The organism is Pseudomonas kielensis (genome assembly GCF_014236655.1).
GTDB classification, from domain to species: Bacteria; Pseudomonadota; Gammaproteobacteria; order Pseudomonadales; family Pseudomonadaceae; genus Aquipseudomonas; species Aquipseudomonas kielensis.
Genome location: NZ_JACMYG010000050.1, coordinates 1 through 20,233, shown reverse-complemented (window position 1 = coordinate 20,233; position 20,233 = coordinate 1). Strand labels below are relative to the sequence as shown.

General features: G+C 63.3%; 17 protein-coding genes. 10 read left to right on the top strand and 7 right to left on the bottom strand.

Annotation, left to right across the window (positions count from 1 at the left end; all coding sequences use genetic code 11):
- Nucleotides 1–228: 228 nt before the first annotated feature.
- On the bottom strand, nt 229–795 hold the full coding sequence (locus H7995_RS27015) for an NAD(P)H nitroreductase (protein WP_185819218.1): 567 nt from the start codon (nt 793–795) through the stop codon (nt 229–231).
- Between the two features lie 119 nt (nt 796–914).
- On the opposite strand from H7995_RS27015, the gene H7995_RS27010 reads away from it, so the two are divergent.
- Entirely contained in the window at nt 915–2,369 is a 1,455-nt protein-coding gene (locus H7995_RS27010; protein ID WP_166590527.1) for a TrkH family potassium uptake protein, read from the top strand.
- On the opposite strand, the gene H7995_RS27005 is transcribed toward H7995_RS27010, so the two are convergent.
- Nucleotides 2,326–3,387, bottom strand: coding sequence for an AraC family transcriptional regulator (locus H7995_RS27005; protein ID WP_166590528.1), 1,062 nt, complete (start codon nt 3,385–3,387; stop codon nt 2,326–2,328). The two genes, H7995_RS27010 and H7995_RS27005, sit on opposite strands and share 44 nt — an antisense overlap.
- 161 nt (nt 3,388–3,548) lie before the next feature.
- Between H7995_RS27005 and H7995_RS27000 the strand changes: the two genes are divergently transcribed.
- Nucleotides 3,549–3,860, top strand: coding sequence for an Mpo1-like protein (locus tag H7995_RS27000; protein WP_166590529.1), 312 nt, complete (start codon nt 3,549–3,551; stop codon nt 3,858–3,860).
- Between the two features lie 98 nt (nt 3,861–3,958).
- A complete protein-coding gene (locus H7995_RS26995) occupies nt 3,959–4,534 on the top strand; it encodes an HD domain-containing protein (protein WP_185819217.1) in 576 nt (191 codons plus the stop codon).
- A 131-nt stretch (nt 4,535–4,665) separates the two neighbouring features.
- Here the strand turns inward: H7995_RS26995 and H7995_RS26990 are convergent, their stop codons facing one another.
- On the bottom strand, nt 4,666–5,481 hold the full coding sequence (locus H7995_RS26990) for a UDP-2,3-diacylglucosamine diphosphatase (RefSeq protein ID WP_166590531.1): 816 nt from the start codon (nt 5,479–5,481) through the stop codon (nt 4,666–4,668).
- Between the two features lie 134 nt (nt 5,482–5,615).
- Here H7995_RS26990 and H7995_RS26985 point away from each other — a divergent pair, with 134 nt between their 5' ends.
- Nucleotides 5,616–6,374 carry a helix-turn-helix transcriptional regulator gene (locus H7995_RS26985; RefSeq protein WP_185819216.1) on the top strand — a complete coding sequence of 253 codons (759 nt, stop codon included), beginning with the start codon at nt 5,616–5,618 and terminating at the stop codon, nt 6,372–6,374.
- Nucleotides 6,375–6,466: 92 nt separating this feature from the next.
- A complete protein-coding gene (locus tag H7995_RS26980; protein ID WP_185819215.1) occupies nt 6,467–7,360 on the top strand; it encodes a DMT family transporter in 894 nt (297 codons plus the stop codon).
- A 9-nt stretch (nt 7,361–7,369) separates the two neighbouring features.
- Here H7995_RS26980 and H7995_RS26975 read toward each other — a convergent pair whose 3' ends face one another.
- Nucleotides 7,370–7,654 carry an Rdx family protein gene (locus H7995_RS26975; RefSeq protein WP_166590534.1) on the bottom strand — a complete coding sequence of 95 codons (285 nt, stop codon included), beginning with the start codon at nt 7,652–7,654 and terminating at the stop codon, nt 7,370–7,372.
- A gap of 70 nt (nt 7,655–7,724) precedes the next feature.
- On the opposite strand from H7995_RS26975, the gene H7995_RS26970 reads away from it, so the two are divergent.
- Nucleotides 7,725–9,914, top strand: a complete 2,190-nt coding sequence (locus H7995_RS26970) for a patatin-like phospholipase family protein (RefSeq protein ID WP_185819214.1) — start codon at nt 7,725–7,727, stop codon at nt 9,912–9,914.
- A 22-nt stretch (nt 9,915–9,936) separates the two neighbouring features.
- Here the strand turns inward: H7995_RS26970 and H7995_RS26965 are convergent, their stop codons facing one another.
- On the bottom strand, nt 9,937–10,371 hold the full coding sequence (locus tag H7995_RS26965; RefSeq protein WP_166590536.1) for a MarR family transcriptional regulator: 435 nt from the start codon (nt 10,369–10,371) through the stop codon (nt 9,937–9,939).
- Between the two features lie 118 nt (nt 10,372–10,489).
- Nucleotides 10,490–12,616: a DNA helicase RecQ gene (recQ, locus tag H7995_RS26960; protein ID WP_166590537.1), complete on the bottom strand. Its 2,127-nt coding sequence runs from the start codon at nt 12,614–12,616 to the stop codon at nt 10,490–10,492.
- 301 nt (nt 12,617–12,917) lie between these two features.
- On the opposite strand from recQ, the gene H7995_RS26955 reads away from it, so the two are divergent.
- From H7995_RS26955 to lapD, 4 genes are read left to right on the top strand one after another with little or no spacing between them, the layout of a single operon-like run.
- Nucleotides 12,918–13,505: a UPF0149 family protein gene (locus H7995_RS26955; RefSeq protein WP_166590538.1), complete on the top strand. Its 588-nt coding sequence runs from the start codon at nt 12,918–12,920 to the stop codon at nt 13,503–13,505.
- Between the two features lie 40 nt (nt 13,506–13,545).
- Complete coding sequence (locus tag H7995_RS26950; RefSeq protein ID WP_166590559.1) at nt 13,546–13,911, top strand: YbaN family protein; 366 nt, start codon at nt 13,546–13,548, stop codon at nt 13,909–13,911.
- Between the two features lie 58 nt (nt 13,912–13,969).
- Nucleotides 13,970–14,677 carry a cysteine protease LapG gene (gene lapG, locus H7995_RS26945; protein WP_166590539.1) on the top strand — a complete coding sequence of 236 codons (708 nt, stop codon included), beginning with the start codon at nt 13,970–13,972 and terminating at the stop codon, nt 14,675–14,677.
- Nucleotides 14,678–14,703: 26 nt separating this feature from the next.
- The gene (gene lapD / locus H7995_RS26940; protein ID WP_166590540.1) at nt 14,704–16,644 is read left to right on the top strand and encodes a cyclic di-GMP receptor LapD; all 1,941 of its coding nucleotides are present in this window, start codon (nt 14,704–14,706) and stop codon (nt 16,642–16,644) included.
- 48 nt (nt 16,645–16,692) lie between these two features.
- Here lapD and H7995_RS26935 read toward each other — a convergent pair.
- Nucleotides 16,693–20,233 (bottom strand): Ig-like domain-containing protein (locus H7995_RS26935; RefSeq protein ID WP_185819213.1); only part of this gene is annotated, 3,541 nt, incomplete at its 5' end.

Genomic DNA, 20,233 nt, shown 5'->3' with positions numbered 1-20,233 from the left:
GCGCGTGGCGGCGGCCCACGGATTCAAGCCTGCGTGAGGGCACACCGAGCCTAAGCGAGGTGCCGAGTGGTGGGGCAAGAGCCTTTTGCTTACTTTTGGGCTCCTCCAAAAGTGAGCCGCTGTAAAAGCGGAACCATAGGAGGCCGTTACCGCAAAAATGGATATGTACTCGGCCTAATCCAACACCCCGACTGCCCGCTCCCACAGGGGCTTGGCTAGCGGCGTTGTTCAGCCCTGGGCCGACCAGGCGCTGACAAACTGCGTCAGGTCGACCTTCTCGGCAACCCGGGGTTCTTTCTGCGGGGTGCCCAGGTACAGGAAGGCAATCACCTGTTCCCCCTCGCCCAGGCCCAGGCCCTTGGCCACGTGCGCCGAATACGCCAGCTCGCCGGTGCGCCATACCGCGCCGATTCCCTGGGCATAGGCCGCCAGCAAAATCCCGTGGGCCGCGCAGCCCGCTGCCAGCAACTGTTCGGATTTTGGATACTTGAGGTGATCCTGCAAGCGCGCGACCACCACGACCACCAGCGGCGCGCGCAGGGGTCCGTTGCGGGCCTTGTCCACCACCGCTTGCGGGGCCTCGGCGTCCTGCAACAGCGCGGCCTGGGCCAGGATCTCGCCCAATTGCTCGCGCGCCTCACCTTCGACCGTCAAGAAACGCCACGGCTGCAGATGCCCGTGATCCGGCGCGCGCATGGCGGCGCCAAACAACACTTCGCGTTGCTCGGCAGTCGGTGCCGGATCAAGCAAACGCGGAACGGAAACACGGTTGAGCAAAGCGTCGAGAGCCTGCATCGGCCACCTCCTGAAAAAAAGTTTGGCTATTCTAGCGGTAACTGCCCACCGGATGCCGGTTTACATGCCCCGCCCCGCAGGTAGAATGGCGCCCTCCCACATCAGCCCGAGCGGACTTCATGGCGTTGCCGACCTTACGGATCATTGGTTTCATCATCGGCATCTTCCTGATCACTCTGTCTATCAGCATGGTTGTGCCGATGGCGACGCTGGTGATTTACGAACGCACCAGCGACCTGCCCTCGTTCCTGTGGTCGAGCATGATCACCTTTCTTGCCGGCCTGGCCCTGGTCATCCCCGGACGTCCCGAGCATGTGCACTTGCGCCCGCGCGACATGTACTTGCTGACCGTCTCCAGCTGGGTGGTGGTATGCATCTTTGCGGCGCTGCCGTTCCTGTTGACCCAGCACATCAGCTACACCGATTCGTTTTTCGAAAGCATGTCCGGCATCACCGCCACCGGCGCCACCGTGCTCAGTGGCCTGGACACCATGTCTCCGGGCATCCTGATGTGGCGCTCGCTGTTGCACTGGCTCGGCGGGATCGGCTTTATCGGCATGGCGGTGGCGATTCTGCCGCTGCTGCGCATTGGTGGCATGCGGCTGTTTCAGACCGAATCCTCGGACCGCTCGGAAAAGGTCATGCCGCGCTCGCACATGGTGGCGCGCCTGATCGTGGCGGCCTATGTCGGCATCACCATCCTCGGTAGCCTGGCGTTCTGGTGGGCTGGCATGACGCCGTTCGATGCAATCAACCACGCGATGTCGGCGATTTCCACCGGTGGTTTCTCCACCTCCGACCAGTCCCTGGCGAAATGGACCGCACCGGCGGTGCACTGGGTCGCGGTGGTGGTCATGATTCTCGGCAGCCTGCCGTTTACCCTGTATGTGGCGACCTTGCGCGGCAATCGCCGGGCGCTGATCAAGGACCAACAGGTCCAGGGGCTGCTGGGCATGTTGCTGGTCACGTGGCTGGTACTGGGGACCTGGTATTGGTGGACCACCAACCTGCACTGGCTCGACGCCTTGCGTCACGTGGCGCTGAACGTCACGTCCGTGGTCACTACCACCGGCTTTGCGCTGGGGGACTACAGCCTGTGGGGCAACTTCTCGCTGATGCTGTTCTTCTACCTGGGTTTTGTCGGCGGCTGCTCGGGTTCAACCGCCGGCGGGATCAAGATCTTTCGCTTCCAGGTCGCCTATATCCTGCTCAAGGCCAACCTTAACCAATTGATTCACCCCCGCGCGGTGATCAAACAGAAGTACAACGGTCACCGTCTCGACGAAGAGATCGTGCGTTCGATCCTGACCTTCTCGTTCTTTTTCGCCATCACCATCTGCGTCATTGCCCTGCTGCTGTCGCTGCTCGGCGTCGACTGGATGACCGCCCTGACCGGCGCCGCCAGCACTGTTTCCGGAGTGGGCCCAGGCCTGGGCGAAACCATTGGCCCGGCCGGCAACTTCGCCACCCTGCCCGACGCCGCCAAGTGGATTCTCTCGGTGGGCATGCTGCTTGGGCGGCTGGAGATCATCACCGTGTTTGTGCTGTGTATTCCGGCGTTCTGGCGTCACTGAGGGCGTTGGGCGAGTCGACCAGGCGCAGCCGGTACTCACCGGGTGTGCTGTCGAACCAGCGGCGGAAAGCCCGGAAGAAGTTGCTCGGGTCGGCAAACCCCAGCAGGTAGGCAATTTCCAGCAAGGTCATGCTCGGTTGCGCCAGGTACTGCTCGGCCAATTCGCGGCGAGTGTCGTCGAGCAACGTTTGAAAGCTCGTGCCCTCTTCCTGCAGGCGTCGCTGCAAGGTGCGCTGGGACAGATGCAGGGTTTGCGCCACGGTGTCGCGCTTGGGTTCGCCCTGGGGCAACAGGCGACAGAGCACCTGGCGGGCCTTGTGGGTCACCCGGCTTTCGGAAAAACGCGCCAGGTATTCACCGGCAAACCGGTCATGCAGCAACGCCATGGCCTCATTGGCGGTGGGCAGCGGCGCCTCCATGTCCGCCCGTTCGAAGATCAACGCATCGTAGGGCGCATCAAACTCCAGCGGGGCATGGAAGGCTTCCTTGTAAGGCGCAAGATTGAGCGGCAGCGCGCCCTGGAACAACACCTTGCGCGGTTGCAGGGTGCGTCCGGTCAGCCAGCCGCACAGGCCCAGGGCACAGGCCAGCGAGGCTTCGGCGCTTTGCCGGGTCGGCGGCAGATGGTCGCCATGTACCGTCAGAATCAGCGCATAACCTTCGGGTAACAGGCGAAAGCTCAGGTCGGCGCTTTCGGCAATGATCCGCTGATAACGCACCAGGCGCTGAAACCCCTCGGCCAGGGTCTGGCTGGACATCAATGCATAGCCGGCGACATGAAAGGACGCCGGGCGCACCACCTTGCCCATGTTCAGGCCAATCGCCGGATTGCCCGACAGCTCGACCGCCAGCTGCCAGAGCCGGGTCATGGAGTCCTGTGGAAAACGCGCGTCGGGATCGTCCAGCGCTGCAAAGTCCAGCCCCAACTGTTGGAACAGGGCCCGACAATCCAGACCGTCCATTTCCAGTGCCTTGACAATCCCCATCGCCCAGCTGGCAGAAGTCGTTCGTTCGCTCATGGCGTTTTCTTACTTGATAAGTCGCGTTTCACAGCCGATTTCCCAAGGATAGTAAAGTGGCGCCTATTGTCACTGGCCGTTGCCAATGATCACTCTAGACTCAAATAAGCTGCCCGTTGCACATCCGCTTGGCCAAACCGTCCTTCACAGAGATTGCAGTCGTGGAAAACGTCAGACGATTCAACAGCTTCGCCGAGTTTTACCCCTATTACCTCGACGAGCACAGCAACAGCACTTGCCGACGACTGCACTTTATCGGGACCACGCTGGTGATATTCATTTTTGCCCTGGCCATTGCCAAGGGCACTTTCCTGTTATTGCTGGCCCTGCCCCTGGCGGGCTACAGCTTTGCCTGGGCGGGCCATTTCTTCTATGAGAAGAACCGGCCGGCCACCTTCCAGCACCCGCTTTACAGCCTGCTCGGCGATTTTGTCATGTACCGCGACATGATCGTCGGCAAGGTGCCGTTCTAGGCTCACCGGGCCATCAAGCCGTCCTGCGCGGCCACTGTGCGCCCGCAGCCAGGCCTTACACTCAGACTCATCGCGCCAAGAGCACAAGAGGATAGCCGATGAATGCCCACGCCCGTTTCACCCACATGAAAGACGGTACGCAGGAAGACTGGCACATCATCGCGGCCGACTTCAGCGCCTACGCCAAGCAGTTGCCAGGCCGGATCGTGGCGCACCTGAAATTGCTCGAGGGTGATTTTGGCGGCTTTCCCGTGGACCGCTTGACCCACTCCCTGCAAACCGCCAGCCGGGCCTGGCGTGACGGGCGGGACGAGGAGTACGTGGTGTGCGCGTTGTTGCACGACATTGGCGACACCCTTGGCAGCTACAACCACCCGGACATCGCCGCCGCTATCCTCAAGCCTTTTGTCAGTGCCCAGAACCTGTGGATGGTGGAACAGCACGGGATCTTCCAGGGCTATTACTTCTTCCATCACCTGGGCATGGACCGGCACCTGCGCGAGCAATTCAGCGAACACCCGCAGTACCGCCAGACCATCGAGTTCTGCGCCAAGTACGACGCCGCGGCGTTTGACCCCGGCTATGACACCCTGCCCCTGAGCTTCTTCGAGCCGATGCTGGAGCGCCTGTTCGCACGGCCGAAAAACTCCATCTACAGCGCGGCGATGGTGTAGGCGCGGGCTTGCTCCGGGCGGCGTTCCGACGATAGCGGTGTGTCAGGCCCCCTCGGTGGTGAATGTGCCGAGCCCATCGCGGTCAGGCCCGTTGCCACAGTGGCTGGGTTGTTTACAGTCAACGAGCGGGCTCAGGCCGGTTCGGCAACCTTGACGGCATTGAGTTGTGCCTCGCGCGCCTGGGCGTCGGCCAGGCGGTACAGTTCGATGGTGCCATCCCAGTGTTCGATCAGCGCGGTGCAGGACTCGACCCAATCACCGCAGTTGAGGTAATCCACCTCGCCCACCTTGCGGATTTCGGCATGGTGGATATGCCCGCACACCACCCCGTGCAGCCCGCGCTTGACGCATTCGTGGGCGATCGCCTGTTCAAAGTCGCTGATGAAGCTGACCGCCGTCTTGACCTTGTGCTTGAGGTACGCCGACAACGACCAGTACCCGTAGCCATACCGGGCGCGCCAGTGGTTGAGCCAGCGGTTGAGGGTCAGGGTGAGTTCGTAGGCCCAGTCTCCGAGGAACGCCAGCCAACGGTGGTAACGGGTGATCACGTCGAACTGATCGCCATGGATCACCAGCAGGTGCCGCCCATCAGCCGTGACGTGGATGGCCTCGTCCACCAACTGGATATTGCCCAGGATCAACCGAGAGTAGCGCCGCAGGAATTCGTCGTGGTTGCCGGTGACATAGATCACCTCGGTGCCGCGCTTGCTCATGGTCAGCAGGCGGCGGATCACGTTGGTGTGCGCCTGGGGCCAGTACATGCCGCTGCGCAGCTTCCAGCCATCGATGATATCGCCGACCAGATACACCTTGTCGGCGTGATACCCCTTGAGAAACTGCGACAGATGCTCGGCCTGACAATCCCGGGTGCCCAGGTGCACATCGGAAATCCATAAGGTGCGCACGCGTTGTTTACGACTGGGCTTGGCGAGTTCGGCACGGGTCATGGGCAACCTCTGCGAGAGTTTTCGCAAGCTTGCGCCGCAGCGATTAATGGCCCATGACACAAATACGGCAATCCGATGACAGCCCGGATCGAGGCCGAGCCGGTGTAGACTGCGGCTCTGCCCAGGAGACCGCGATGAGACCGATCCTCACGCTACGCCAATACAGCCACGACCTGATCGTCCACAGCCACGACCACGCGCAACTGGTGTTCGGCCTGTCGGGAGCGCTGGATTTCGAAGTCGGCGGCCAGGGCAGCCAAGTGATGCAGCAGAGTTTTGTGGTGATCCCCCAAGGTGCCCATCATGCCTGTGGCAGCCCGAAAGGCAGCCGCTGCCTGGTGCTCGATGTGCCGAGCGAGCAATGGCTGGCGCAATCGCTGGGCGAGCACGCCGAGGCCAGTCGGCGCCTGCTCGACACCCCAGGTCGGCTGCCGTTGGACGCCGGGCAGAGTCAACTGGTGAACTGGCTGGCCAGCAGTCCGGTGCAGGATCCGTTGATTGCCCAGCAGGGCGCGGTCTTGCTGCTGGCCAGTCTCAACAGCGCCGCGCCACGCCAGGTTGCCGGTAAACGCTTGCCCTACGCAGCCCTCAATGCGCACATCGACCAGTACGCCGCCTACCCGCTGCAAGTCGCTGATCTGGCCCGCGTCGCGGGGTTGTCCAGCGCCCGCCTGCATGCCCGGTTCGTCGCCGAGTGCGGGCAGACCCCAATGGACTATATCCGCAGCCGGCGCCTGCATAGCGCGGTGAAGTTGCTACGCGAAACCGCGCTGCCCATCGGTGAGGTGGCCTGCCGGGTCGGCTATGCCTCGCAAAGCGCGTTCGCCGCTGCGGTGCTGCGCGAATTCGGCGCCTCCCCCGGCGCGCTGCGACGCGCGGTGAACGAACGCTAGGCTGGCGCTAGAAAACGCGAGTCTGGCGACAGACAGACCCGCGCCTGGCACGCTTCAATAGTGCGACTGCGTTCTTCTGTTTAAGGATTGAAATGACTCCCCGTTCCGCCCTTGGCGCCCTGCACATCGGTGCACTGATGTTTGGCCTGACCGGTGTCCTCGGCAAACTCGCCGCCGCCTCCCCCGCCATCATCGTCTTCGGCCGCGCGACCTTTGCCGTGCTCGCCCTGGCATTTTTCGCCCGCTTCGCCAGCAGCACCGGCTGGCGCCCGCTGCAGGCCCGGGACCTGCGCCGCCTGCTACTCAGCGGCCTGTTGCTGGCCGGGCACTGGGTGAGCTTTTTCATTGCAGTCAAAGTTGCCGGCGTGGCGATTGCCACCTTGGGTTTTGCCAGCTTCCCGGCGTTCACCGTGATCCTCGAAGGGCTGATTTTCCGCGAGCGGATTCGTCTCAACGAAATTTTCCTGGTGCTGCTGGTGAGCATCGGCCTGGTGTTGGTCACCCCGGATTTCGACCTGGCCAGCCAAGCCACCAGCGGACTGCTCTGGTCCGTGGCGTCCGGCCTGTTGTTTTCCTTGCTGTCGCTGACCAACCGCGCCAGCGCCGGACGCGTCCCGCCGGTACAGGCGGCCCTGTGCCAGAACGTGGTGGTCGCGTTGTGCCTGTTGCCGGTGGCCGCGCCGGGACTGAGTGAGGTACGTGCCCTGGACTGGCTGTGGATCGGCATGCTCGGGGTGTTCTGCACGGGCCTGGCCCATAGCCTGTTCGTCGCCAGCCTGGCGGTGATCAAGGCGCGCACGGCGGCGGTGGTGTTTGCCCTGGAACCGGTCTACGGGATCAGCGTGGCCTGGCTGCTGTTCAACGAAAACCCCAGCCTGCGCATGCTGCTGGGAGGCGCGCTGATCATTGTCGCCATCGTCGCCTCCAGCCTCCTGGGCAGCCGCAGCACCGAGCCCAAGCCCTGCCAGGCGGCGAGTGCCCAGTGAGGGTCACGATCAAGGGCGGTCGTTGTGGCCCAGGTCGCGCTGCGGATCGATCTGGTCGCGCAGCCGCTGCTTGAGCACCTTGGCTTCGGGGAAACCGCCGTCAGCCTTGCGCTCCCAGATCTGCACGTCGTCACAGGTAATCTGAAACACCCCGCCGGTGCCGGGCACCAACGACACTTTGCCCAGCTCGTCACTGAAGGTGCTGAGCAGTTCCTGGGCCAGCCAGGCGGCGCGCAGCAGCCATTGGCATTGCGTGCAATAGGTGATGACCACTTCCGGTTTACGGGCAGACATGGTGTGCAAGACTCCTGAGTTCGATGGCGTCGCTATAATAGCCGCCTTTACCGCTCACCCGAGATACCCGATGCGCCGCCTGCTGTCCTGCCTGCTCCTGTGTTTACTGCCCTTGTGTGTCGTGGCGGCTGAAAGCCCACGACCGAAAATCGGCCTGGTACTGTCCGGCGGCGCTGCCCGCGGGTTGGCGCACATTGGTGTGCTCAAGGCGCTGGAAGAACAAGGCATTCAGATCGATGCCATCGCCGGCACCAGCATGGGCGCGGTGATCGGCGGGCTGTACGCCTCGGGGTACAAGGTCGACGAGCTGGAGAAACTGGCCCTGGGGATCGACTGGCAACAGGCGTTGTCCGACGCCCCGCCGCGGGCCGACGTGCCGTTTCGACGCAAACAGGACGACCGTGATTTCCTGGTCAAGCAGAAACTGAGTTTTCGCGACGACGGCAGCCTCGGCCTGCCCCTGGGGGTCATCCAGGGGCAGAACCTGGCACTGCTGCTGGAAAGCCTGCTGGCCCACGCCAGTGATACCCGGGACTTCGACAAGCTGCCGATCCCGTTCCGCGCCGTGGCCACCGACATCGCCAGTGGTGAAAAGGTGGTGTTTCGCAAGGGCCACTTGCCTCAGGTGATCCGCGCCAGCATGTCGATCCCGGCGGTGTTCGCCCCGGTCGAACTGGACGGCCGGCTGCTGGTGGACGGCGGCATGAGCGATAATATCCCGCTGGACGTGGCCCGCGAGATGGGCGTGGACATCGCCATCGTGGTCGACATCGGCACGCCCCTGCGCACTCGTAAACAACTGACGACCGTGGTCGATGTGCTGAACCAGTCGATCACCCTGATGACCCGCAGCAACTCCGAAGAACAACTGGCCACCCTGCACCCCGATGACGTGCTGGTCCAGCCGGCCCTGGCCAGCTTCGGCGTGACCGACTTCGGCAAGGCCCAGGAAATGATCGACGCCGGGTACCGCGCCACGCGTATCCTCGATGCCCGCCTGGGCCGCCTGCGCCCCGCCGAGCCCGTGGATGCCGAACTGACGGCCGCCCGCGCGCCCGGCCAGCGCACTCCGATCATCACCGCGATCAAGGTCGAGAACGATTCGAAAGTCGGCGACGACGTGATCCGCTATTACATCCGGCAGCACATCGGCGAACCGCTGGACATGGGTCGGCTGCAGACCGACATGGGCACCCTGTATGGCCTGGACTACTTCGAGCAGGTGCAGTACCGGGTGGTCCACAAGGGCGCGGACAACACCCTGGTGATCCGGGCGCGGGGCAAGCGCACCGGCACCGACTACCTGCGCCTGGGGCTGAACCTGTCCGACGACATGGAAGGCGACAGCGCCTTCAACATCGGCGCCAGTTACCGCATGAACGGTATCAACCGCCTCGGCGCCGAGTGGCTGACCCGGGTGCAGATCGGCGACCAGCAAGAACTGTACAGCGAGTTCTACCAGCCCCTGGACGTCGGCTCGCGCTACTTCATTGCGCCTTATGCGGCGATCGAGTCGCAGAACGTCGATGCCATCCTCGACAACGACCCGGTCGCCGAGTATCGCCTGGAGCGCTACGGCTTTGGCCTGAACGTGGGACGGCAGATCGGCAACAGTGGCGAAATCCGCCTGGGGGTCGGCGAAGCCTGGGGCAAGGCGGACGTGCGCATCGGCGACCAGAACCTGCCCAGCGAAAGCTTCAATGAAGGGTTCTATGAGCTCAAGTACTCGTTCGACTCACTGGATAACGTCTACTTCCCCCACGCGGGTGAAGACATCGGCCTGTCATTCCGTGAGTTCGAGCCGGAACTGGGGTCGGACCAGCGCTATCGCCAGTGGGAGTTCAAACTGGACAAGGCCTTGAGCTTCGGCCCGGACACCTACATCCTCGGCGGTCGCTACGGACGCACCCTGGACCAGGCCAATGTGGTGACCTCCAGCTTCCTGCTGGGTGGCGCACGACAACTCTCGGGCTTTCGCGAGGACTCGATCTCCGGCCAGAACGTCAGCCTGGCCCGAGCCGTCTATTACCGGCGCCTGACCCCGCGCGCCTACCTGCCACTGGACTTCCCGCTGTACGCCGGCGGCTCGCTGGAACGCGGCCGGGCGTGGAACAACGACAACGAGTTCGACAGCGGCTACATCAACGCCGTCAGCATATTCCTGGGTTTTGATACGCCACTGGGGCCGCTGAACTTCAGCTACGGGTTCAACGACGATGACGAACAGGCGATCTACATGAACCTGGGGCAGACGTTCTAATCAGGTGCGGATGCCCTGGGCCTCAGGGTTTTTCCAGATTTGCCAGGATATGCCCGTGGACGCGCATGCACACCGCCAGATCGGCTTCGTCCACGCCTTCGAACAGCTCCTGGCGCAGTGCGTTGGCGATGGTTTCGATTTGTTCGATCAGCGGGCGGGCCGTGTCACACAGGACGATTTTTTTCGCCCGGCGGTCTTCCACCACGGCCTGGCGTTGCACCAGCCCCTGGCTTTCCAGACTGTCGAGCAGCCGGGCCAGGGTGGGACCTTCAACACCCACGCTTTGCGCCAGTTCCCGCTGGGTCGGAGCTTCCTCGAAACGGGCCAGGTGCAGCAGCACCAACCAGCGCGCCTGGGACAGACCAAGCCCGGCAAGGCGGCGATCCAGTTCGGCGCGCCAGCCACGAGACATTTGCGCCAACTGCATGCCAAAACGGTGTTGTTCGGTTAACGACATAAAGAACTCATGATTAGACTGAAATAGAGTGAAACTAATTATTAGTCAGCTAAGCATGACCCTTGTTACGAAGCAAGGGTGACTATGTACTGAATCGTTACATCTTGCGGAGTGCTGCTCAGATCTCGAACTCTGACTGCAAGGCCGCGCGGACGCAGTACAGGACGCCTTCGGGCACACGACCGGCAAACAACGGTGCGATCTCTGCCACTGGCGGCAATTCGCCCTCGCCGTCGAGGAACGCGTCCTGGACTTCGCCCAACAGGTCTTCGGGCAGATCCAGCGCCTGCTCCAGGGACAACTGCTGTTTGCCAATGGCTTCTGCCAGCAGGGTATAGACGTTTTTCTCCGAGCACTGCAGTTGGCCGGCAATCTGCAGCGGGGTCATGCCCGCGCGTGCCAGGGTGATCAGCTCGTGGCGCAGGTCGGCCACCACTTTCGGCGCCTCGGCCTGGCCGCCCAGCACTTCGAGGAACGCCTCGCCATAACGCTCGAGCTTGCGGGCACCGACCCCGCTGACCCGGGCCATTTCCGCCAGGGTGCCGGGCTGGCTGCGAAGCATTTCCAGCAGGGTCGAGTCGGGGAAAATGACATAGGGCGGCACGCCATGCTCTTCGGCGAGTTTGCGCCGCAGGGCACGCAGGGCTTCCCATTGCTCGCGCTCTTCGCCGCGGACCAGTTGGCTGGCCTGGCTGGTGCTGCTCTTGGCGGTGGTCTGGGGTTTCAGGTCGCGGCGCAGTTCCAGGGTCACTTCGCCCTTGAGCAGCGGTCGGCAACTGTCGCTCAGGCGCAGGCCGCCGTAGCCTTCAAGGTCAATGTCGGCCAGGCCACGGGCCACCAACTGGCGGAACAATGAGCGCCATTCACCTTCCGCCCGCCCCTTGCCGACACCAAACACCGACAGGTGCTGATGCCCGGCGGCGCGGACCTTCTCGTTGTCCTTGCCCAGCAGCACTTCCACCAGATGGCCGACGCCATAACGCTGGCCGGTGCGGTAGATGGCCGACAGCGCCTGGCGCGCCGGTTCGGTGGCGTCCCAGGTCTGCACGCCGTCGACGCAGTTGTCGCAGTGGCCGCAGGGTTGCGGCATGTCTTCGTCGAAATAGGCCAGCAGGGTCTGCCGGCGGCAGCGGGTTTCTTCACACAGCGACAGCATGGCATCGAGCTTGTGCTGCTCCAGGCGCTTGTGACGCTCGTCGCCCTCGGAGTTCTGCAGCATCTGCTTGAGCATCACCACGTCCTGCAGGCCGTAGGCCATCCAGGCATCTGCCGGCAGGCCATCCCGGCCGCCACGCCCGGTTTCCTGGTAGTACGCCTCGAGGGACTTGGGCAAGTCCAGGTGCGCGACGAACCGCACGTTGGGCTTGTCGATGCCCATGCCGAACGCCACGGTCGCGACCATGATCAGGCCTTCCTCGTTGAGGAAGCGTTTCTGGTTATGGGCTCGGGTTTCGTTGGGCAGGCCGGCGTGGTACGGCAGTGCCGGGAAGCCCTGCTCGCTGAGGAACACCGCCACTTCGTCGACTTTCTTGCGCGACAGGCAGTAGACGATGCCGGCATCGCTGCGGCGTTCGGCGAGGAACGCCAGCAACTGCTTGCGCGGCTGCTCCTTGGGGACGATGCGATAGAAAATGTTCGGCCGGTCGAAGCTCGACAGGAATCGTTCGGCGTCCTGCAAATGCAGGCGATCGACGATTTCTTCGCGGGTCCGCTTGTCGGCGGTGGCCGTCAGGGCGATACGCGGGACGTTGGGGAACAGCTCCGCCAACTGGCCCAGTTGCAGGTATTCGCGGCGGAAGTCGTGACCCCATTGCGACACACAGTGGGCTTCGTCGATGGCAAACAGGGCAATTTCCAGGCTCTGCAGGAAGGCCAACATGCGCGGCTGGACCAGGCGTTCTGGCGCCAGGTACAGCATTTTCACTTCACCACGCTTGATTCGCGCCGCCAGGTCACGCTGCTGCTCGGCACTCAAGGTGGAATTGAGTGACGCTGCGGCCACCCCCAGCTCTTCCAGGGTAGCGACCTGATCGTCCATCAGGGCGATCAACGGCGAAACCACCACCGCCAGCCCTTCGCGCAACAGGGCGGGAACCTGGAAACACAAGGACTTGCCGCCCCCCGTAGGCATCAGGACCAGGGCGTCGCCGCCGCTGGCCACGCGCTCAATAATGGCACCCTGACGGCCACGGAAACTGTCGTAGCCGAAGATGTCCTTGAGGACGCGTTGAGCCTGTTCGAGCATGGAAAACTCCGATGGGTGCTGAATATCCCTGGATGCAGGCTGGATCAAAACACCGAGTAGTTCACGGACAGATCCGTTAGCGGATTTGTCCGCAGTGCGCGGGCAGCTGCAGGGCATGCAAAACGCGCGAGTATACCCGAGCCCTGCCCGGCAATGGACACCACTGACGAATAGCCGCCTTCGATCGCCCCGTATCCATATGCAGCAGCTGCCGATTGTGGGCAAATCCGCTGCGCGGCTGGCCTGAGCGCTCAAGAACGCCTAGAATTGTTCATCGTATATTCCCAAGGTAGCCCCCCCAATGTCCTTCGCTGAGCAACTAACCCGCCTGCAAGCCTTCCTCGACGCCGACGAGCTGCATGACGAGGCGCTGGACTACGTGGCCGCCCATGGCTATCTGACCGCCCTGTCGATCTGTTCGGAAACCGTGCCGGACCGCGAGTGGATCGACGCCCTGTTTGCGGAAGAACCGCACTACAGCAGCGACGCCCAGCGCGAAGAAATCGAAGCAACCCTGCTGGCCCTCAAGGCCCACATCGCTCGCCAACTGGCCTCCGATGAGGAATTCGAGCTGCCGTGCGACCTCGACCTCGGCGAAGAGCCGGACGACTCCGACCTGCGCGGCTGGTGCATCGGTTTCATGGAAGGGGTGTTCCTGCGCGAAGAAGCCTGGTTCGAAACCGCCGAAGACGAAGTCAGCGAAATGCTCCTGCCGATCATGGTCGGTTCGGGTCTGTTCGACGAGCAGCCGGAGTTCTCCGACATCGCCGCCGACGCCAACCTGATGGACGACATGATCGTACAGATCCCGGAAGCCCTGACCGCGCTGTACCTGCTGTGCAACGCCCCCGACGAAAAACCGGCGATCCTCAAGCCTCGTCACCACTGAGTCCCTGCCTGTGGCTGATCCCATAGGCAACCGCTCCCTGATGCTGCGCTACGTACTCCTGGCCATCGGCTGGTTGAGCGTAGCGTTGGGAGTGATCGGCATCTTCCTGCCCGTCCTGCCCACCACCCCGTTCCTGCTCCTGGCGGCCGCCTGTTTTGCCCGCAGCTCGCCACGCTTCTACCAATGGCTGGTGCAGCACCCACGCCTCGGCCCCTGGATTCGCGACTATCTGGACGGCAACGGCATCCCCCTCAAGGGCAAGGTCTACGCCATCGGCCTGATGTGGCTGAGCATCGGCCTCTCGTGCTACCTGGTCCCCCTGCCCTGGGCCCGCGGCTTCATGCTGACCAGCGCGGTGGTGGTGACGGTGTACATCCTGCGCCAGAAAACCCTGCACAAAACCTGAGCCGGCCCCTCGGAAAATTTCGCCTAGACTTCACCCATCTGCATTTGAGCAGCCAGACATGTCCTGCAGTCGGCGTCGCCCAGGATGGTCAACGCTCCGACTTTGGCTCGGCGGATGGCTGCTGTTGAGCGTTTTTTGGCTGGTGGGGCCAGGCAACGTCCGGGCGAACTGGAATTTCGCCCAGATCCTGCAAACGGCCGAGCAACGCTACGGCCCCCTGGGCAGCGCCCAGGGGCGGATCGAGGCATGGAACCAGATGCTGCAAGGCGAAACCCGACAACCCGAACGCGAGCAACTGACCGCCGTCAATCGCTTCTTCAACCAGCAATTGAGCTTTCGCGACGACACTCGCATCTGGCGCCAGACCGACTATTGGGCAACCCCCGTCGAATCCCTGGTCAAGGGCGCCGGCGACTGCGAAGACTACGCCCTGGCCAAGTATTTCAGCCTGCGCAACCTCGGTGTGCCCAGTGAAAAACTGCGCATTACCTACGTCAAGGCCCTGACCCGCAATCAGGCGCACATGGTGCTGACCTACTACGCCACCCCCAGCGCCGACCCGCTGGTGCTGGACAACCTGATCAGCGACATCCGCCCCGCCTCGAACCGCAAGGACCTGCTGCCGGTATACGCCTTCAATGCCGAAGGCCTGTACATGCCGGGGGCGGACGGCGGTAAACGCAAAGGCGACGCCAAGCGCCTGTCACGCTGGCAGGATGTGCTGCAGAAGATGCAGGCCGAAGGTTTTGCCGTGGGCGACGGCTGACACCGCCGATCAACAAGGAGCGCCCTATGTCGCTACTCAAACAGTTGTTCCTGGCCATCTGCCTATTCTTGCTGGTGGCCTTCAGCGGCAGTTTTTTTGTCAGCCTGGAGAGCTCGCGCGAGCAGATGCTCGGTCAATTGCGCTCCCACGCCCAGGACGCCGCCACAGCGCTCGGGCTATCGCTGACCAGCCAGGTGGACGACCCGGCGATGATCGAACTGATGGTCAGCTCGATTTTTGACAGCGGCTACTTCGCCAGCATCCGGGTCGTCAACATCGAGGACGAACAGCTGCTTGTCGAGCGCACCACGGCGGCCACAGCGCAAGGGGTACCCCACTGGTTCGTCAGGCTGGTCGACCTGCGCCCCCAGGGCGGTGACGCGCTGATCATGCGCGGCTGGGAACAGGTGGCCCGGGTCGAAGTGCAGAGCAACCCGCAGTTTGCCCTGGCCAAACTCTGGGACAGCAGCCTCGGCAGCCTGCTGTGGTTGCTGTTGTGCGGCTTGCTCAGTGCCGTGTTCGGCGGCTGGATGCTGCGCCGCCAACTGCGTCCGCTCGACACCCTGGTGAACCAGGCACAGGCCATCAGCAACCGGGAATTCCTCAGCACGTCCAGACTGCCCAGGACCCCGGAGCTCAAGCGCGTCATGCTGGCGATGAACCAGATGGTCGAGAAACTCAAGGGCCTGTTTGCCGAAGAAGCCGCGCGCAGTGAAAAACTGCGCGCCGAGTCCTATCAGGACAACCTCACCGGGCTGGCCAACCGACGCTTGCTCGACGAACAACTGGCCGAGCGCCTGCTGGTCACCGAGCAAAACACCGCCGGTCACCTGCTGATGTTCCGGATCAATGACCTGGCCGGTCTCAACCAACGCCTGGGCGGCCAGCACACCGATGCGCTGATCACAGCCATCGGTCAACTGCTCAAACGCCTGACCCAGTCACCCGAACGCCGGACCTGGCTGGCCGCGCGCAACCGTGGCGGCGAATTCAGCCTGCTGACCCCAGGCCTGGACAGCCAGGAAGCAACACGCCTGGCCGGGGAAATCAGTGCCACCCTGGAAAACCTGCGCCTTACGGGTGCCAGCGACTGCATGCCCGTCGCGCACCTGGGCGTGGTGCCCTTTGTCCCCGGCGAGCCTTCCAGCAGCGTGCTGATGCGCCTTGATCAGGCGCTGACCCAGGCCCAACTGCAACCGGAGCGGCCGTGGGTGTACCTGGCCCAGTCCACGGCCCCGCAGAACCAGACCCAGCATGATTGGCGCAGCTGGATCGACGACGCCCTGAGCCATGGCAAGCTGCAGCTGTACTTTCAACCGGTGGTGCAATGCGCCGACACCCGCCAGGTGTTGCACCACAAAGTCCTCGCACGCCTGCTCGACCCGCAAGGCGAAGCCATTGCCGCCGGGCACTTCCTGCCCTGGATCGAACGCCTGGGCTGGGCGGCGCGCTTTGACCTGGCCATGCTCGAACACACCCTCGAGCACCTCGCCGAACATCGCCAGCCGCTGGCCCTGAGCCTGTCCGGCAGCACCCTGCGCGATCCCGCTCAGCTGCGCATCATCCAGGACACCCTCAATGCCTTGCCAGAACTGGCGCCGTTGCTGACCCTGGAAATCGACGAACACCAACTGCCACCGCCCGACGCCCTGCGCCAGTTGTGCCTGAGCCTGCGCGACACGGGCTATCGCATCGGCCTGCAACACTTCGGAGGCAGCTTCAGCCAGATCGGCAACCTGACTCAACTGGGCCTGGCCTACCTGAAGATCGACGGCAGCTACATCCGCGCCATCGATGAGCAAAACGACAAGCGCCTGTTCATCGAAGCCATCTACCGCGCCACCCACAGCATCGACCTGCCGCTGATCGCCGAACGAGTCGAGACCCAAGGCGAACTGCACGTGCTCAACGAGCTTGGGCTGTTCGGCGCGATGGGCCGATTGATCGGGCACCCACAGCCGTTGTGAAGCAGACCTGGGGTCCAGGAGCGCTCACTCCCGGACCCTCGCTTGCGCTCAGACCGTATCGACCTTCAACGAATGATCGTTGAGCATGCCGTTGATGATGGTCGCCGTATCATGCCCACTGGCAATCACCCCACCGGCCCCCGGCGTGACGCCGTAATGCTCGGCCAGGTTGACCCCGGCCAGGTCGATGGTCTGGGTCGAAGGCGCACCGATCGTGGCCTTTACGTCGATGCTGGTGAGCAGTGACGCACCGCTGCCGGTGACGCTGAAGTGCAGGTAGTCATCCAGCGAAGACGCGGTGGCAGCTTCACCCTGCAGCAGTTGCGACAGGTCGAGCTTGTCGGTGCCGGGGGTGAAGTCGGTGACCAGGTCGTGCCCACTGTTGCCGTGTAGCCACTGGAAGGTGTCGGCCCCACCGCCGCCGGTCAGGGTGTTGTTGCCCAGGCCGCCAGTCAGGGTATTGGCGTTGTTGTTGCCGATCAGGGTGTCGTCGAACGTCGAGCCAATCAGGTTCTCGATCCCCGTCAGGGTATCCATGCCCGCGCCCCCCGTGTTCTGCGCCCCGAGCAAACCGAGGTTGACCACCACCCCGGCGTTGGCATGGGCGTAGCTGGCGGTGTCGATGCCATCACCGCCATCCAGCAGGTCGCTGCCCAGGCCACTGAACAACAGGTCGTTGCCGGCCCCGCCATGCAACTGGTTATTGCCGTTGCCGGCGGTGAGCACATCGTTGCCGTCGCCGGCATTGAGCAGGTTGTCACCGCCACCGGCCAACAGCACGTCGTCGCCCGCGGTCCCGGTCAGGGTATGCCCTGCCTGGTAGGTGATGCTGACGGCGGCCGAGTCACTGCCACCGTGGTTGTCGCTGGCGGTGTAGCTGCCGACAAAGTCCGGCGAACTTTCATGGGCGCCGGCGTAGTTGACCGTCAGGTTCAACTGGTAGTTTTCCGCGGCATTGACTTGGCTGCCGCTGCTATTGCTGAGGTTGCTCACGTGAATGCGGTAGGTGCCATCCTCGGCGGCGCTGAGGGTGCTGTGATTGTCGATGCCCAGGAACCCGCCACCGTTGAGTGAGTACTCGAGGCTGATGTGGCCGGCGGCAAGGTTGTGGTCCAGGTTGAGGGTCTCGCCTTTTTTCAGGGTGACGGTGATGAAGTCCTCATCGTTGGCATTGGCGTTGGTGACCCGACCCAGGTAACCGCTGATCACCAGCAGCGCGGTCATGGCGGCGGTGTCCGCCGCAAAGGCACTGCGCACATCCGCCAGGTTACGGTTGCCGAAGTTGTTCTGGGTGCCGGAGAAGTTGATCGCGCCACTGCCGATAAAGTCCTCGCCCTTGGCAATCCAGCCCGTATTGAACGTGGTGGGCGTGGCGCTCAGGTGGTCGCCATTGGCGTCCGTGTCATTGGCCAGCAAGCCTTCGGCCGGGACCGCAATGTGTTTCGACAGAACGTTGGTGATCACCTGGTCGTCCACCGCCACCGGCGCCGCGTTCGGCAGGATGTTGATGGTCAGGGTGCGGCTGGCCAGGTCACCTTCGTAGTCACTGGCGGTAAAGGCGATCTGCTCGGTGAGCACCACCGAGGTGGTGGTCTGCGAGGTGTAGGTGAACTCGCCCGTGTCGAGGTTGATCACCAGGGTGCCGCCCTTGGTGGTGGCAATGGTCAGGCTGTTGTCCAGGGTGTTGAAGGTGCCGCGATTGAAGCCTTCGAGCACTGTCAGCGCGCCCTTGTGGTTGTCGCCGTTGGGATCGAAGCTGTAGGTGGTGCCCTCGATGATAATGGTTTTGATAAAGCCGCCATCGGCACCAAAACTACCGCCCTCGCCCATCAGCAACCCGCTGATCGGCGCGCCCCCCACGGTGCCGGACAGCACCGCGTTGAGCTGGTTGAGGTCAGTGACCACTTGCGCATTGGTGTTGACATGATTGCTGCCGTCATACGCCAGCGGGTTGAGGTTGCCACTGCTGACGCCGTCGCCCAGGCCGATCGCATAGTTCTTGATCCCGTTGGCCTCGAGGAACGCCTTCCAGGCCGCCTCGTCCGACGGGCCGGTTTCCCAGCCATCATTGGGTTTACCGTCGGAGAAGAAGTAGCCGACGTTTTGTGCCCCCGCCAGTTTGCCTTCGGTCATGAACGCCTGCTTGGCCGCAGCCAGGGCGTCGTCGTAGTTGGTCCCGCCGTCGGCATACAGGGTGGAAATGATCCACTTGGCGGTGGTCACGTCGACCCAGATCGAAGTCTGCTCGGTAGCACTGCTGCTGAAGGTGACGATCTGCACTTTCACGTCACCCATGGCATCGTACTTGTCGAGCAAGGCGCTGATGGCCTGCTTGGCCAGGTCCATGCGCGACAGCCCCGAAACACCGGAGTGGTCGGCCATGCTGCCGGACACATCAATCACCAGCAGCAGGTTGGAGTCGATCCCCACCGCGGTGACTGAACGCTCGGAATGCTGGGCCCGGGGTACGTCATCGACGATGTTGACCACCACGCTGCTGGTGGCGGTATTGCCCAGGGCGTCGGTGACCTTGTAGGTGAAGCTCTCGGTGAGGATGTTCGGCCCGTCGTTGCCCCCTGCGGTTTTCGGTGCCGAGGTCAGGGTGTACGTGTAGGTGCCATCGGGGTTGAGCAGGATTTGCCCGTAGGTGCCGGTGGCGCTGCCCACCAAAGTGTAAGTGAGCGCCCCGCTACCGCCGCTGACCGAACCGACCAATGAACCGTGGGCGGTTTCGCCGGTGGACGTCGGGTCACTGCCGATGACCAGGCCGGGGGCCAGGTCCTGGCCATCCTGGCTGAGGTCCAGGGCTTTTTCGTAGACCGTCAGGCAGGCGTCGACGCAAGCGATCAGCCCGCTGTCGGTGACATTGATGGTGATGGTGGTGGTGCTTTCGTCGCCATCGCCATCGCGGATGGTGTAGGTAAACACGTCCGTTGACCCGGGTGGGCTGACCCCGTTGGCGGTGCTGTGGTAGACCGCATTGCCGGCGGCATCCAGCGTCAGGTAGCCGTAGGTGCCCTGGATCTGATCGCCCAGGCCGCCGAGGGCCGAGGTCGCCGTATTGCCCCCTGCCCGCACGCCGACCACTGCGCCGCCCGTGGCCGCCCCGTCGGCGCCATTGACGTCGTTGCCCAGCACCGAAATATTCACTGTCGCGCCCTCGCCCACCGTGGCGCTATCGGGGCTGGCGGTTGGCAGGTCATCGACGATGTTCACATCCAGCGTATCGCTGGCGGTGGTGCCATTGCTGTCGGTCACGGTCACCGTGAAGTGTTCGCTGAGGCTGTTGGCACCGTTGGCCGTCGGGTGGTCCTCGTTGTCGTTGAGGGTGTAGCTGTAACTCACCACCCCGCTCGCCGCGTCGTAGCCGGTGATGGTCAGGGTGTTGCCCAGTGCGGTGGTGAAGGTTTGCGGGAAACCGGCGGTGACGCCCGCGGTCACCACGTTGATCCCGCCTACTGTCAGGGTCTGCACCCCATCCAGCGCGGTGACGGTGAAGGTGCCGCTTTGGGTCAGTGCCGGCGTGCCCGGGGTTGAGCCGTCGCTGAGGGCTCGTTCATAGACCGTGAGCTCACCGCCGCAGACGTTT